The organism is Variovorax sp. GW821-FHT06D12, from assembly GCF_059419205.1.
In genome coordinates this window covers 1,068,696-1,082,115 of the sequence record NZ_JBWKRI010000001.1, presented here as the reverse complement: position 1 = coordinate 1,082,115, position 13,420 = coordinate 1,068,696, and the positions used below count along the sequence as shown (strand labels likewise).

Here is a 13,420-nt window from a genome sequence, read left to right as displayed (position 1 = left end):
CAGCAGCGACATGAAGGCTCTCCACCATGAGCCGCTGCCACGCGAGCTTCATCCTTGAGAACCGAGCTGTAAATGCATGACATGAAGAAGAACGCCCCACCGACCTGCTGGAGAGCGGTGTGGCTGGCGGTGATGGCGATCGGTGCCCCGGCGGCAGCGTTCGCACAAGCACCTGCCGCTGTCTCCACGCCGGCCGCGACCTCGGCCACCCCACCGGCCGCGCCCGCGGCCACCGAACCGGCCCGCAAGGTCGACATCGCCGAATACATCGTGCGCGGCAACACCGTGCTCGATGCCCGCGCCATCGAGAAGGCGGTCACGCCCTTCCTCGGCCCCGAGCGCACGCTCAAGGACGTGGAGGGCGCGCGCGACGCGCTGCTCGCGGCCTACCAGGCGGCGGGCTACCAGTCGGTGTACGTCGACCTGCCCGAACAGCAGGTCACGCAGGGCGTGGTGTTCCTGCAGGTCAACGAGACCCGCGTGGGCCGCGTGCGCGTGGTGGGCGCCGAGTACAACTCGCCGCTCGACGTGCGCGACCAGGTGCCGGCGCTGAAGGAGGGCGGCGTGCCCGACTTCAACAAGGCCCAGGCCGAGCTCACCGCGCTCAACCGCAGCCCCAAGCGCCAGGTGATGCCGCTGGTGCGACCGGGTGCGATGCCGGGCACGATGGACGTCGACCTGAAGGTCGAGGACCAGAGCCCGTGGCGCGCCAGCGTGGGCCTGAACAACGACTACAGCGCCGACACGCGCAAGCTGCGCGCCAGCGCCTCGCTGGGCCACGACAACCTCTGGCAGATGGGCCACAGCGCCTCCATCAGCTTCTTCGGCGCGCCGCAGGACCTGAACCAGACGCAGGTGTTCTCGGCCTCGTACAACGCGCCGCTCAAGGGCACGAACTGGAGCCTCGAAGCCAACGCCTTCGTGTCCGACAGCAACGTGGCCACCGTGGGCGGCACCACCGTGCTGGGCAAGGGCCACTCGATCGGCCTGAAGGCCACCTACACCGTGCCCAACACCGGCAACTGGTGGCATGCCTTCAGCGTGGGCGTCGACTTCAAGAACAACAAGGAAGCGCTGACGCTCAAGGGCAGCGGCGACACGGTGCCGCTCAAGTACGCGCCGATCACGCTGTCGTACTCGGGCTTCCGCCAGACCGACAAGAGCCAGTACGGCGTGGGCGTGTCGCTGGTGGCGGGCACGAGCAGCTCGTTCAAGTACGGCAGCGACTGGGCGGCCTTCGACTACAAGCGCTACAAGGCCTCGCCCAGCTTCATGGTGCTCAAGACCGACCTCAACGGCGCCCACAGCTTCGAGGGCGGCACGCAGGTGGCCTTCCGCGTCAACGCGCAGATGACCGATTCGCCGCTCGTCTCGAGCGAGCAGATCGCCGCGGGCGGCATGAACTCGGTGCGCGGCTACCTCTCGGCCGAGGCCACCGGCGACTACGGCGTGGTCGGCTCGGTCGAGCTGCGCAGCAAGCCGCTGGCCTTCCTGGGCAGCACCGTCGAGAACTGGCGCGTGTACGCCTTTGCCGACGCCGCGCGGCTGCGCCTGAAGAGCCCGCTGCCCGAACAGGCCGAGCGCTTCTCGCTGTATTCGGTGGGCGTGGGCACGACCTTCAAGGTGGGCACGTATTTCTCGGGCCGCGTCGACATCGGCTATCCGCTGGTCGACGGGCCGCGCACCAAGAAGCACGACACGCAGGTGAATTTCAGCATCACCGCGAGCTACTGACCGAACGAACGACCGACGGCAACAGCCATTCCTCTTTTCGATTTTTTTCTCATTCCACGAGCTTTCCGGAGAACCCTGTCATGCGACGACTTCTTTTCATCGCGCTCACGCTGCTGAGCACGCTCCTGCCGGGCCTGGCCCATGCCTGGTGGCAGGCCGAGTGGGCCTACCGCAAACCCGTCACCATCGACGGCGGCCCGCAGGCCGGCGCCATCGGCAGCGATGCCGGCCGCGTGCCGGTGCTGGTGCGCCTGCACACGGGCAACTTCAAGTTCGAGGGCGTGAGCGAGACTGGCGCCGACCTGCGCTTTGTCGCGGGTGACGACAAGACCGTGCTCAACCACCAGATCGAGCAGTTCGATCCGCTGCTGGGCATCGCGCTGATCTGGGTCGACGTGCCCAACGTCTCGGCCGGCACGCCGCAAAAGCTCTGGATGTACTACGGCAACCCCAAGGCCCCGGCCTCGGGCAACGGCCAGCGCAGCTTCGACCCCGACTACACGCTGGTCTACCACTTCGCCGAAGGCGCGGTGCCGCCGCGCGACACCACCGCCTACGGCAACAACGGCCAGACCGCGGCGGTGCCGGTCGAAGGCACGGTCATCGGCAAGGGCGCGCAGCTCGGCAACGGTGCGCTGATGCTGCCCGCCACGCCCTCGCTGGCCGTGACGGCCGGCGGCACGCTGACCTTCTCGGCCTGGATCAAGCCCGATTCGCTCGGCGCGCGCCAGGCGATCTATGCGCGCCGCGACAGCGCCGGCGAGCTCGTGGTCGGCATCGACCAGGGCGTGCCCTTCGTGCAGGTGAACGGCCAGCGCAGCACGCCCGGCCAGCCGGTGCAGGCCGGCCAGTGGTCGCACCTGGCGGTGAAGGCCGAGGGTGACAGCGTCGCGCTGTATGTGGGCGGCCGTCCGGCCGTGTCGCTGGCCGCGAAGCTGCCCGCGCTGAACACCGCCGCCGCGCTCGGCGCCGATGCACCGGCTGCCGCACCCGCTGCACCGGGCGCTGCGCCCGTCGCCGGCTTTGCGCCGTTCACCGGCGCGATCGACGAAGTGCGCCTGTCGAAGGTCGCACGCCCCGACGCGCTGCTGCTGGCCGATGCCGTGTCGCAAGGCGCCGAGTCGCGCCTGGCCGCTTTCGGCCCCGACGAGCAGCAGGCCGGCAAGAGCCACTTCGGCTTCATCCTGGCCGCGATGCCGCTGGACGCATGGATCGTGGTCGGCCTGCTGGGCCTGATGATGGCGCTGTCGTGGGCCATCATGATCGGCAAGGGCCGCAACTTCGGCGCCACCTCGCGCGCCAACGCCACCTTCATCGAGCACTTCCGCGAAGCCGCCGGTGCGCCGCTGGACCGCCTGGCCACCAACAACACGGTGCCGCAGGAAGTGCGTGCCGATTCCTCGCTGTGGCGCCTGTACGAAGTGGCCATCGAGGAGATGCGCCGCCGCCATGACCGCGGCTACGACCTGAACGCCGTGTCGGCCTCCACCATCGGCGCCATCCGCGCCGCGATGGACGGCGTGATGGTGCGCGAGACCGAGCGCATGTCCAAGCGCATGAACTGGCTCTCGACCACCATCGAAGGCGCGCCGTACGTGGGCCTCTTTGGCACCGTGATCGGCATCATGCTGGTGTTCGTGGTGGCGGCCATGGCCGGCGCCGTGGACATCAACTCGGTGGCGCCCGGCATGGCCGCCGCGCTGCTGTGTACCGCCGCCGGCCTGGGCGTCGCGATCCCCGCGCTGTTCGGCTACAACTGGCTGGCCTCGCGCTCGGACGCCATCGGCGCCGACATGGCCGTGTTCGTCGACGAGTTCGTCACGCGCCTGGCCGAAGAGCAGGGCGAGGGCCGCTCGCTGCCGGTGGCCGTGCAGGCGCGCCGCGCCTGAGGACCGCGCACCATGGCAAACACAGCCGCGAAGTTCGCCGTGCGCAAGCGCACGGGCGGCATCAACATCACGCCCTTCGTCGACGTGCTGCTGGTGGTGCTGGTGATCTTCATCCTCACCAGCAACGCCAGCATCCCGGGCATCAAGGTCGACCTGCCCAAGGCCAGCGCCTCGGTGGCGCTGGAAAAACCCAAGACCAAGGCCATCACGATCGACAACGCCGGCAACGTGTTCCTGGACGCCTACCCGGTCACGCTGCCCGAGCTCGAGGAGCGCCTGCGCACCGAGAAGGCGCTGTCGCCCGACTTTCCCGTGATCGTGCGCGGCGATGCCAGCGTGCAGTACGCGAAGGTGGTCGACGTGCTCGACCTGCTGCGCCGCATCGAGCTGAACCAGATCGGCCTCGTGACCGGCAAGCAGAAGTGAGGACCGGAGCGTGAACCCTCGCGACCCGATTTCTTCTGCCTCGCCCGCGCCGCGCTCCAGCGGCACGGGTGGAACGGCCGCGCTGTGGCGCCGCTGGGGCGGGGTGGTCATCGGCCTGGCGATCGTCGTGGCGCTGGCGCTGCTCGTGTGGCGGCTCCTGTCCGACACCGCGAGCCAGAAGCGCGTGGTGGCCGACGCGCCCACGCTGATGCTGCCGCCGCCCCCGCCACCGCCGCCCGAACCCGAGAAGCTGCCCGAGCCCGAGCCGGAAAAGATCAAGCCCGAAGTGGTCGAGCCCGAGCCCAAGCCGGTCGAGCCGCTGGAAGCGCCCAAGGACGACGCGCCGCCCAGCCCCTCGAAGGACCTGGGCGACCCGGTGACCATGGACAGCGCCGGCCAGGCCGGCAACGACGCCTTCGGCATCCAGGCCGGCAGCGGCGGCGGCATGAGTGGCACTGGCGCCGGCGGCGGCCTGGGCAGCGGCTCGTATGCGCGCTACGTGTCGAGCATGTTGCAGCAGGCGCTGTCGCGCGACCCGCGCACGCGCCAGCTGGTGTTCGACGACATCCAGATCGACCTGTGGCTCGGCGCCGACGGCAAGACCACGCGCGCCCAGCTGGTGCGCGGCACCGGCACCGAGGACATCGACGAGGCCGTGCTGGCGCTGGTGCGCGGGCTCGATCGCGTCGACGAGCGTCCGCCGGCCTCGATGCGCTTTCCGATGCGCGTGTCGATGAAAGGCCGCCGGCCATGACTTTCCACACCTGTACGGCCGACGCCCGGCCCGACTCCTTTCCTCCAGTGAACGAAGCGATGAACACCCTGCACAACACCCTCCCGCGCCGGGGCGCGATGCCGGCCCTGCGCCAGTGCGCGCTCGCGGCAGCCGTGGCCTCCGCCTTCGTGCTGTCGGCCGGCACCGCCATGGCCCAGATCGCCGCCGCGCCCGCGGGCGAATCCGCCATGGTCAAGCTGATCCGCGGCCTCATTCAAAGCGGCACGCTCGCCAAGGACGTGGGCGAAGCGCTGCTGGCCCAGGCCCAGACTGAAGCCATCGCCGCGCAGCAGGCGCAGCGCCAGGCGGCCGTGTCGGCCACCGCTGCGTCTGCCACCGTCGCGGGCGGCATGCGCCTCGAAGCGGGCGACGTGCGCGTGCCCTACATCTCGCAGACCGTGCGCGACCAGATCCGCGACGAGGTCAAGGCGCAGGTCATGGCCCAGGCCAAGGACGAAGGCTGGGCCGCGCCCAACGAGACACCCGAGTGGAGCAAGCGCATCCGCTTCGAAGGCGACGTGCGCGTGCGCAACGAATCGCGCAGCTACGCCGGCAACAACAGCGACATCGAGATCAACTGGCCCTCGCTCAACCAGGGCAGCGGCTACGACGTCAACCCGAACACCAACCTGTCGCTGCCGTCGATCCTGAACACGCGCCAGGACCGCCGCAACCTGTTCCGCGCCCGCGCACGCGTGGGCCTGCTGGCCGACCTGTCGGAGAACACCAAGGCCGGCGTGCGCCTGGCATCGGGCAGCGACGACAGTCCCGTCTCGACCACCACCACGCTGGGCGGCGGCCTGGGCAAGAAGAGCGTGTGGCTCGACCAGATGTGGATCTCGCACAAGCCGACCGACTGGCTCACCGTGACGGGCGGTCGCTTCGGCAACCCCTTCATGTCGACCGACCTGCTGTATTCCAGCGACCTGAACTTCGACGGCATTGCCGCGCAGTTCGACAAGAAGCTGGCTGCGAACCGCGACCTGTCGCTGTTCGGCACGCTGGGCCTCATTCCGCTCGAGTACTCGGCGGACGGTTCGCCCACGCGCAGCCAGCGCAAGATGAAGAGCGAGAACAAGTGGCTGCTCGGCGCGCAGGTGGGCGCCGACTGGAAGATCAACGAAGACAACCGCGTGCGCGGCGCGCTGGCGTACTACAACTTCCGCAACGTCAGCGGACAGGTCTCCGAGCCCTGCGCGCTGTATGCGGGCGCCGACGGCTGCAGCACCGACTGGTCGCGCCCGGCCTTCATGCAGAAGGGCAACACGCTCATGCTGCTGCGCGACATCTCGCTCGACCCGCTCAACCCGGCCGGCACGCCGCAGCCGCAGTACGTGGGCCTGGCCTCGAAGTTCCGCCTGATCGACCTGAACCTGCGCTGGGACACCCAGGTGGCCGGCAACAACCTGCGCCTGGACGCCAACTTCGTGCGCAACACCGCCTACGACGCCAGCGACATCTGGAAGCGCGGCGGCATCCGCGGCGCCATCGTGAACAACTTCGGCCCGACCGGCGGCACCACCCAGTCCGACTTCAAGAGCGGCGGCAACGCCTACATGCTGCAGGCCACCTACGGCAAGCCGGCACCGGCCGCACGCGGTGACTGGAACGTGCTCGCGGGCTACAAGCGCATCGAGCCCGACGCCATGCCCGACGGCTACAACGATTCGAGCTTCCACGGCGGCGGCACCAATGCGCGCGGCTACTTCCTGGGCGGCTCGTACGCGATCGACAAGAACATGTGGTTCACCGGCCGCTGGATCTCGACCAAGGAGGTCTACGGCCCGCCGCTGTCGATCGACACCCTGCAACTCGAATTCAATGCGCGTTTCTAAGAAGGAGTCCGCCGTGTCCCGAACGATCTTCCCGGCGCTGGCCCTGGCCGCGCTGGCCGCCACGGCCGGCGTCGCGCAGGCCCAGCAGCCGCAGGGCCAGAGCATGGAGGAGCGGCTGCGCGCGCAGCTGCGCACCACCACCACCCAGCTGCAGCAGGCGCAGAACGAGCTGGCCGCGCTCAAGGCCGGGCAGCCCGCGGGCAAGGCGCCCGCGGCACCCGGTGCGGCGCCGGCCGCATCCGAGCTCGAGACGCTGAAGAAGGAACTGGCCGCCAGCCAGGCCCAGCTTGCGTCCGAGCGCCACGCGCGCGGTCAGGCCAGCGCCGGCAACGCGCAGCTGCGCGAGCAGGCCCAGGCCGCCAGCGAGAAGGCGGGTGCGCAGATCGCGCAGTTCCGCGGCGCCTACGACGAGCTGCTGAAGATGGCGCGCGCCTCCGAGGCGGAGCGCCAGCGCCTGGCCGGCGAGGCCGTGCTGCAGCGCACCGCGCTCACGCAGTGCGAGGCCAAGAACACGCAGCTGTATGCCGTCGGCCAGGAAGTGCTGCGCGCCTACGAAACCATGGACGTGGGCAGCGTGCTCGCCTCGCGCCAACCCTTCGCGGCACAAAGCCGCGTCAAATACGAACAGATCGCGCAGCAGTACGGCGACAAGCTCTACGAGAGCCGCTTCGACGTGCGCGCCGTGAGCGCGCCGGCGCCTGCGGCTGCTGCATCCGCCACGGAAGGAAAGCCCCAATGAACCCCGCACAAGCCACTCCCGCAGCCGGCCTCGGCCGCCGCCTGCGCGCGGCAGCCGGCGTGCTGCTCGTCTCGTCGGTCGGCGTGGCCGCCGCGCAGCAGCCCGCTGCACCCGGCCCCGCCGTGGTCGCACGCATCGGCGAAGTGACCATCGGCCAGGACGAGATCGAGAAGCTGCTGCAGACCCTGCCCGAGACCGAACGCGCGGCCGTCAAGGCCGACCGCGCGAGCCTCGACGGCTGGCTGCGCCAGCGCCTCGTGAGCGAAGCGCTGCTGCGCGACGCCCGCGCCAAGGGCTGGGCCGACCGGCCCGACGTGAAGGCCAAGATCGACGCCGCCACGCGCGAGATCACCGCGCGCATCGTCGCCACCAGCTACCTCGAATCCGTGAGCCAGGTGCCCGCGGGCTTCCCGTCGGACGCCGAGGTGAAGACCGCCTACGACCAGGGCAAGACCGGCTTCAACCTGCCGGCCGCCTACCGCGTGGCGCAGATCTACCTGGCCACGCCCGAGCGCGACCCGGCTGCCATCGCCAAGGTGCGCGACGAAGCCAACCGCCTCGCCAAGCAGGCCCGCAGCGGCGACTTCGCCGCCGTGGCGCGCGCCAGCTCGCAGGACCGCCGCAGCGCCGAGCGCGGCGGCGAGGTCGACACGCTGCCGCTCGCGCGCATCCTGCCCGAGCTGCGCGACACCGTGGCCAGGCTCAAGCAGGGCCAGGTCAGCGAACCGGTGCAGGCCGAGGCCGGCTTCCACATCGTCAAGCTGCTCGACACCCAGCCCGCGCGCACCGCTACCCTCGAGGAAATGAAGCCGCAACTGCAGGCCGCCCTGCGCCAGCAGCGGCAGCAGCAACTCGTGCAGGCCTACATGGCCCAGCTGGCGCCGCCGGCGCAACTGAGCATCGACAGCGCCGCGCTCGACGCCGCGCTCAAGAAAACCAACTGAACACATTCCCCCTTTTTCCTGAAAGAACAACCACACCATGAACACCACCGTCACGACCCCGCAAGCCGACGACCAGGCCGCCACGCCTGTGCCTTTCGACATGCTCGACGCCGTCACGCCCGACCAGGTGTCGGACGCCATCAAGGCCGCCGGCGGCGCCGTCACCGCCATCGAACAGGATGGTGTGGTGCGCCTGCACAGCGCCAGCCACGGCATCGGCTTCCAGGTGCTGTGGGGCAATGCCGTCACCACCACCCAGTACACCGACTTCACCCTGAGCTGCCCGCTGCGCGTACAGGGCGGCACGCTGCCCGAGGCCGTGCTCGCCGCCTGGCACCGCAGCAAGCGCTTTGCGCGTGTGGCGCAGCACGGCGACTTCGTCGTGCTCGAGATGGACGTGGTCGTGGCCGGCGGCGTGAGCCCCGCCTACCTGGCGTTTGCCGTGCGGCTGTGGATGCAGATGATGGGCGAGTTCTTCCTGCACCTGCGCAACTACGGCCCCGCCGCCGAGACGCGCGGCGATGCGGCGAATGCCGACGCCGCTGCTGCTGCCACCGCCGCCGTCCAGGGTGTGCCCGCCGCCGCGTGATGCCACTGCCCATGCGCGCTGCATCCGGCCTGTCCGTGGACGACCACCACCATCCCTCGCACGACTCGCCCACGGGCCGCGCCATCCAGGCCGCGGCGCGCCAGGCCCAACGCGCGCGCCGCGCCGAGACCGTGCGGCTGCGCCAGCGCGCCGCGCTGCTAGAGCTGCTGGTGCAGACCATGGCGGAGCTGCACATCTCGATGGCCGAGCTCAATGCGGCGCGCAAGGCGCTGGCGCCTGCGTGGCGGCAGGTGGGGGACGGAGGCACCTCGCTCGATCGCGATCTGGAGCGTTGACGCAAGGCGGCGAGGCGGCGCAGGGTAGGGCAGAATCGCGCGCCCCACGCTCCCGAAAGGCCGCACCCGTGACGACGCCCGCCCGCTCTGCCCAGATCGCCCAGACCACGCCCACGGGCGCCGCCATCGCAGAGAAGGTGGCGCAGGCCTACGACTTCGGCGAGGTCCGGTCGTGCGAGCTGCTGCGGCGCAGCTTCAATCATGTCTACGGCCTGCAGTTTGCCGACGGCCGCCACGCCGTCGCGCGCCTGAGCGCCGACCGCCCGCGCGGCGCCCCCAACATCGGCTACGAAACGGCGCTGCTCGTGCACCTGAAGGCCAGGGGCGTGCCGGTGGCCGGTGCATTGGTGGCACGCGATGGCGCACATGCTGTCGCGATGGACCTGCCCGAGGGCGAGCGTCCGCTGATCCTGTTCGAGCACCTCGACGGCGACGTGCCCGGCGACGTGCTGCCCGACGTCGAAGCCACCGGCCGCGGCCTGGCGTTGTTGCACGAAGCCGCGCAGGACTACCACGGCCCCGCCAGCCGCTACACCCTGGAACTGCCTGACCTGCTGCACGCGTCGCTCGAGCGCCTGCACGCCGCGCCCACCATGACCGACGCGCTGCGCCCGGAGTTCAGCGCCATCGCACGCACGCTCGAAGCCCGCATCACCGCGATGCCGACCCTGACGCGCGTTCACGGACACGGCGATTGCCACGGCATGAACAACTTCGTGACGGAGGGTCTTGACGGCGCGCGCGTCGCCTCGTTCTTCGACTTCGACGACGCGGGCCCCGGCTGGCTGGCCTACGACCTGTGCGTGTACCTGTGGGCGATGCACCCGCGCACTGCGGGCGGAACGCTCGATGCGACGTCGCTGGCGCGTTGGCGCAGCTACCTGGCGGGCTACCGCAGCGCGCGTCCGTTGCCTTCGGCGGATGTCGACGCCATCGCCGCCTTCATGGCCGTGCGGCAGTTCTGGCTCATGGGCGAACACGCGGGCCGCATCGCGGTGTGGGGCACGCAGTCGATGCCGACGAGCTGGCTGCGCACGCAGGTGAAGATGTTGACGGCGTGGGCGGAGTTGCAGACGCCGGAGTGAGGATTCGGCTCAGGCTTGCGCGACCCAGCCTCTGAAGGCCATGCCTGCATAGAACAAACGGACGTTGGTGAAACCCGTCTCTTCGAGCAATGCCTCTTCCTGTTCCGGGCTGAGCAGCGTCAGCGTCGAACCGATCGCGGAGGCCGCCTTGCGTGCGTTGTCCGGATCGACGCCGGAAGCCGCCGCGAAAGCGACGTAACGCGAGAGCCACAACTCCCGTTCTCCATCGGCCTGAGGAAAACTGAGATGCGCCATGACGAACGGCGCACCGGGTTTCAGTCGGCGACGAATTTCCATCAGCGTCGACTTGCGTTCATCGAGCGTCAGGAAGTGCATCGTCAACAGGCAGGTCGCTGCATCGAACGGGCCTTCGGGTGCGGTGTCGGTGTAGCCGTGGTGCAGCGCGACCCGCTCGGCGAGCGGACCCAGCGTTGCCGCGGCGAGGTCGAGCATGGGCTGCGACGGATCGACGCCGACGAAATGCCATCGGGGATGCGCCTGCGCGAGCACCTTCAACTCCATGCCACCACCGGCGCCGATGACCAGCACGTTCGCTGCATCGGGCGCGCGTTCGGCGATGAGCAGCACTGCCATCGTCTGCAGGTCGTGCAGGCCTGGCACCAGGCGGGCGGTCTTCTCGGCGTAGTTGTTGGTGGTGGACGACGTGCTGAAGGCGGGCGTGGGTTGGGACATTTCCACAGTCTATGTGGGCGTCGCGCGCTTCGCAGGCGCAGGGCTGCGGGAGAATCCAGTCAGAAGCGGGCCTCGCCCGAACCCGACGTCATTTTGCGGAGACCGCCTGCATGCCCATCCCGTCCCTCAGCGTCCGTCGCGCGGTGTCCGATGACGCCGCGCGCATCGATGCGCTCTACGGCCAACTGGTCGCAGACACGGCGCGCTGCGTGCTGCCCGAACGCCTGCAGGCGTTGTCCGAAGACCCGAGGACGGCGCTTCTTGTTGCGGAGATCGATGGCCAGGTGTGCGCCACGGTGCTGGTCTCGCTGTGCGAAGACGTGATGTACGGGCGACAGCCGTTCGCTGTCGTGGAGAACGTCGTCGTCGACGTGGCCGCTCGCAATCGAGGGGTCGGGGCCGCGCTGATGCGGGAGGTCGAGGCGTTCTGTGCGGCGAGCGATTGCTCGAAGATCATGTTGCTGAGTTCGGTGGATCGCACGGATGCCCATCGGTTCTTCGAGCGCTGCGGCTTCGATGCCTCGATCAAGCGTGGGCTCGTCAAATATCGACGGTCCTTTGCTTGAAGAGCGACCTCGGGAGCGCATGACAACGATCCTTCATCTCATCGGACCCGGCGGGGCGGGGAAAACCACTGTGGGTCCGTATCTGGCTCGCCGACTGGGCTGGGCGTTCGTCGATCTCGACCAGCACTTCATGTCCCGCGAAGGAAGCATTGACGCCGTCATCGAGGCGTCTGGCTACTTGGGCTATGCAAGGCGGAACGTGGCCGTCTATCGGGAGGTTCGATCTGCGTTGACCAGTCCCACCGTTCTCGCGCTTTCGTCCGGATTCCTCACGTATCCGGAAGGCGTGGAGGAGGGGTATCCCACGTTGCGTTGCGCCATCGAGACCGACGCGCTGACTTCGCTGCTGCTGCCAGCCTTCGAACTCGAGGCATGCGTGGAGGCGATCGTGCAACGCCAGCTTTCGCGGCCGTATTTGCGCGGTGACAGCGCGAGCGAGGAGCGGCGGATACGGGAGCGATTCCCAAAGTTCATGGCGATGCCGTGTGCCCGTTTCCGCAGCGACGCTGCGCCAGACGACGTCGCGTCGCAGATTGAACGATTCGTGCGCAGGTGACGGATGCCGCTGCCGAAGAGAGAGCCAAGCGGCTCTCTCTCATGCCGTCTCAGGCCAGCGTCGAAGCGCGCCCCGCCTGTGACACCCTTGCCAGCCGCCACGTCATCCCGATCCCCACAACCGTCGCGATCAGCCCCACCAGGAACACACTGGCGTGACCGTAGTGGTCGGCAATCAGCCCCGCCATCGGGCCTGTGACGCCGTACGCCAGATCCTGGAACGCCGCGAAACCGCCGATGGCCGTTCCGCGCAGGTGGGCGGGCACGCGCTTGACGGCCTCCAGTCCCATGGCGGGGAAGACCATCGAGCACCCCATGCCGGTCAGCAGTGCGCCCACCATCGCCACGACGGGATGGGGAGCCAGCCACAGCAGTGCTTGACCCACGGCCTCGATCGCGAGGGAGACCAGCGCCACTTTGATTCCTCCGATGCGGTCGGGCAAGCGACCTGCCAGCAGTCGCACCAGGACGAAGCCCAGGCCGAAGCATGTCAGTCCGTAGCCGGCACCCTGCCAGCCATGGGCCAGGAAATACAGGGGAAAGAACGCGCCCAAGGCGGCAAAGCCGACGCCTTGCAGGCCCACGACCGCGCCTTGCTTCCAGATGAGTCCCAGCACATCCGAGAACGGTGCGCGGCGCCCCTGTGCCGACATGGCGGGCGCGATGGACCACAGCATCGCGCCGCTGACCAGCGGCAGGGCGATGCTGCCCGCCATCAGGCCGGCGAAGCCGAGCCTTTCAAGCAGCCAGAGTCCCAGGGGGCCGCCCACCGCGAAAGCGCCGTACATGCCGGTGCCGACGAGTGCCATGACCTGCCCGGAACGCGCGGGGCCCATGGCCGCCATCGCCCAGCCCAGCATGCCGACGAGCGCGAAGCTTTCGCCGAGGCCGAGCACGAGACGCCCCACCAGAAGAACCAGGTACGCGCCGACGCCATGGCCCAGCACGGGCAGCGAGGACGCCCAGCACAGGAGCGATGCCGCCGCATAGAGGACAAGGCCCCAGAACATGGCGACCTTGCCGCCGCGTTCGTCAGCGAGCCGACCCGCCCAGCCGCGACTCAGGATGGTGGACAAAAAGGCAATGCCGACGCCCAGGCCGGACGCGACATTGCCCATGCCCAATGTCTGCGACACGTGGAGCGTCACGGCCGGCATCGACATGGCGACAGACAGGTAGGCGAGGAAAAGCGCGAGGGTCATCCAGACCAACGTGCGCAGGGAAGAAGAGTTTGTTTGGACGTTCGTCATCGAGCGCCGCTCCTTGAGTTTTCAAAGGCGGCACCAGCCGGTCG

General features: G+C 69.2%; 14 protein-coding genes. 12 read left to right on the top strand and 2 right to left on the bottom strand.

All coding sequences use genetic code 11. The annotated features are described in order from the left end of the window. The first annotated feature begins 81 nt into the window (after nucleotides 1–81). The 10 genes from AC07SQ_RS05005 to AC07SQ_RS04960 all read left to right on the top strand — a co-directional run bounded on the left by AC07SQ_RS05005 (nucleotide 82) and on the right by AC07SQ_RS04960 (nucleotide 10,312). Nucleotides 82–1,734, top strand: a complete 1,653-nt coding sequence (locus tag AC07SQ_RS05005; RefSeq protein ID WP_495263469.1) for a ShlB/FhaC/HecB family hemolysin secretion/activation protein — start codon at nucleotides 82–84, stop codon at nucleotides 1,732–1,734. An 80-nt stretch (nucleotides 1,735–1,814) separates the two neighbouring features. Then, nucleotides 1,815–3,623, top strand: a complete 1,809-nt coding sequence (locus tag AC07SQ_RS05000; RefSeq protein ID WP_495270556.1) for a DUF2341 domain-containing protein — start codon at nucleotides 1,815–1,817, stop codon at nucleotides 3,621–3,623. Nucleotides 3,624–3,635: 12 nt separating this feature from the next. Further along, nucleotides 3,636–4,049 (top strand): ExbD/TolR family protein, encoded by a 414-nt coding sequence (locus AC07SQ_RS04995; RefSeq protein WP_062474100.1) that lies wholly within the window; start codon nucleotides 3,636–3,638, stop codon nucleotides 4,047–4,049. Between the two features lie 10 nt (nucleotides 4,050–4,059). Continuing rightward, the gene (locus AC07SQ_RS04990; protein WP_260684867.1) at nucleotides 4,060–4,803 is read left to right on the top strand and encodes an energy transducer TonB; all 744 of its coding nucleotides are present in this window, start codon (nucleotides 4,060–4,062) and stop codon (nucleotides 4,801–4,803) included. Further along, entirely contained in the window at nucleotides 4,800–6,659 is a 1,860-nt protein-coding gene (locus AC07SQ_RS04985; RefSeq protein ID WP_495270557.1) for a putative porin, read from the top strand. Before AC07SQ_RS04990 ends, AC07SQ_RS04985 begins: the two co-directional genes overlap by 4 nt. A gap of 13 nt (nucleotides 6,660–6,672) precedes the next feature. Beyond that, nucleotides 6,673–7,398, top strand: a complete 726-nt coding sequence (locus AC07SQ_RS04980) for a hypothetical protein (protein WP_495270558.1) — start codon at nucleotides 6,673–6,675, stop codon at nucleotides 7,396–7,398. Continuing rightward, nucleotides 7,395–8,342, top strand: coding sequence for a peptidylprolyl isomerase (locus tag AC07SQ_RS04975; RefSeq protein WP_447745378.1), 948 nt, complete (start codon nucleotides 7,395–7,397; stop codon nucleotides 8,340–8,342). The genes AC07SQ_RS04980 and AC07SQ_RS04975 overlap by 4 nt, the downstream gene beginning before the upstream one ends. Before the next feature lie 37 nt (nucleotides 8,343–8,379). Beyond that, entirely contained in the window at nucleotides 8,380–8,931 is a 552-nt protein-coding gene (locus tag AC07SQ_RS04970) for a YbjN domain-containing protein (RefSeq protein WP_495270559.1), read from the top strand. Between the two features lie 11 nt (nucleotides 8,932–8,942). Then, entirely contained in the window at nucleotides 8,943–9,227 is a 285-nt protein-coding gene (locus tag AC07SQ_RS04965) for a hypothetical protein (protein ID WP_495270560.1), read from the top strand. Nucleotides 9,228–9,295: 68 nt separating this feature from the next. Next, the gene (locus AC07SQ_RS04960; RefSeq protein WP_495270561.1) at nucleotides 9,296–10,312 is read left to right on the top strand and encodes a phosphotransferase enzyme family protein; all 1,017 of its coding nucleotides are present in this window, start codon (nucleotides 9,296–9,298) and stop codon (nucleotides 10,310–10,312) included. A 9-nt stretch (nucleotides 10,313–10,321) separates the two neighbouring features. On the opposite strand, the gene AC07SQ_RS04955 is transcribed toward AC07SQ_RS04960, so the two are convergent. Next, nucleotides 10,322–11,005 (bottom strand): class I SAM-dependent methyltransferase, encoded by a 684-nt coding sequence (locus AC07SQ_RS04955; RefSeq protein ID WP_495270562.1) that lies wholly within the window; start codon nucleotides 11,003–11,005, stop codon nucleotides 10,322–10,324. Nucleotides 11,006–11,115: 110 nt separating this feature from the next. Between AC07SQ_RS04955 and AC07SQ_RS04950 the strand changes: the two genes are divergently transcribed. Both AC07SQ_RS04950 and AC07SQ_RS04945 read left to right on the top strand, forming a co-directional pair. After that, on the top strand, nucleotides 11,116–11,571 hold the full coding sequence (locus AC07SQ_RS04950) for a GNAT family N-acetyltransferase (protein ID WP_495270563.1): 456 nt from the start codon (nucleotides 11,116–11,118) through the stop codon (nucleotides 11,569–11,571). A 19-nt stretch (nucleotides 11,572–11,590) separates the two neighbouring features. Then, entirely contained in the window at nucleotides 11,591–12,127 is a 537-nt protein-coding gene (locus tag AC07SQ_RS04945; RefSeq protein ID WP_495270564.1) for a shikimate kinase, read from the top strand. Between the two features lie 49 nt (nucleotides 12,128–12,176). Here AC07SQ_RS04945 and AC07SQ_RS04940 read toward each other — a convergent pair whose 3' ends face one another. Then, nucleotides 12,177–13,376 carry an MFS transporter gene (locus tag AC07SQ_RS04940; RefSeq protein WP_495270565.1) on the bottom strand — a complete coding sequence of 400 codons (1,200 nt, stop codon included), beginning with the start codon at nucleotides 13,374–13,376 and terminating at the stop codon, nucleotides 12,177–12,179. Nucleotides 13,377–13,420 lie beyond the last annotated feature (44 nt).

What these genes read in the sequence shown, in the direction of transcription:
- AC07SQ_RS05005 (WP_495263469.1), top strand. Translation starts at nt 82, where the DNA reads ATGAAGAAGAACGCCCCACCGACCTGCTGGAGAGCGGTGTGGCTGGCG.
- AC07SQ_RS05000 (WP_495270556.1), top strand. Translation starts at nt 1,815, where the DNA reads ATGCGACGACTTCTTTTCATCGCGCTCACGCTGCTGAGCACGCTCCTG.
- AC07SQ_RS04995 (WP_062474100.1), top strand. Translation starts at nt 3,636, where the DNA reads ATGGCAAACACAGCCGCGAAGTTCGCCGTGCGCAAGCGCACGGGCGGC.
- AC07SQ_RS04985 (WP_495270557.1), top strand. Translation starts at nt 4,800, where the DNA reads ATGACTTTCCACACCTGTACGGCCGACGCCCGGCCCGACTCCTTTCCT.
- AC07SQ_RS04975 (WP_447745378.1), top strand. Translation starts at nt 7,395, where the DNA reads ATGAACCCCGCACAAGCCACTCCCGCAGCCGGCCTCGGCCGCCGCCTG.
- AC07SQ_RS04970 (WP_495270559.1), top strand. Translation starts at nt 8,380, where the DNA reads ATGAACACCACCGTCACGACCCCGCAAGCCGACGACCAGGCCGCCACG.
- AC07SQ_RS04965 (WP_495270560.1), top strand. Translation starts at nt 8,943, where the DNA reads ATGCGCGCTGCATCCGGCCTGTCCGTGGACGACCACCACCATCCCTCG.
- AC07SQ_RS04955 (WP_495270562.1), bottom strand. Translation starts at nt 11,005, where the DNA reads ATGTCCCAACCCACGCCCGCCTTCAGCACGTCGTCCACCACCAACAAC.
- AC07SQ_RS04950 (WP_495270563.1), top strand. Translation starts at nt 11,116, where the DNA reads ATGCCCATCCCGTCCCTCAGCGTCCGTCGCGCGGTGTCCGATGACGCC.
- AC07SQ_RS04945 (WP_495270564.1), top strand. Translation starts at nt 11,591, where the DNA reads ATGACAACGATCCTTCATCTCATCGGACCCGGCGGGGCGGGGAAAACC.
- AC07SQ_RS04940 (WP_495270565.1), bottom strand. Translation starts at nt 13,376, where the DNA reads ATGACGAACGTCCAAACAAACTCTTCTTCCCTGCGCACGTTGGTCTGG.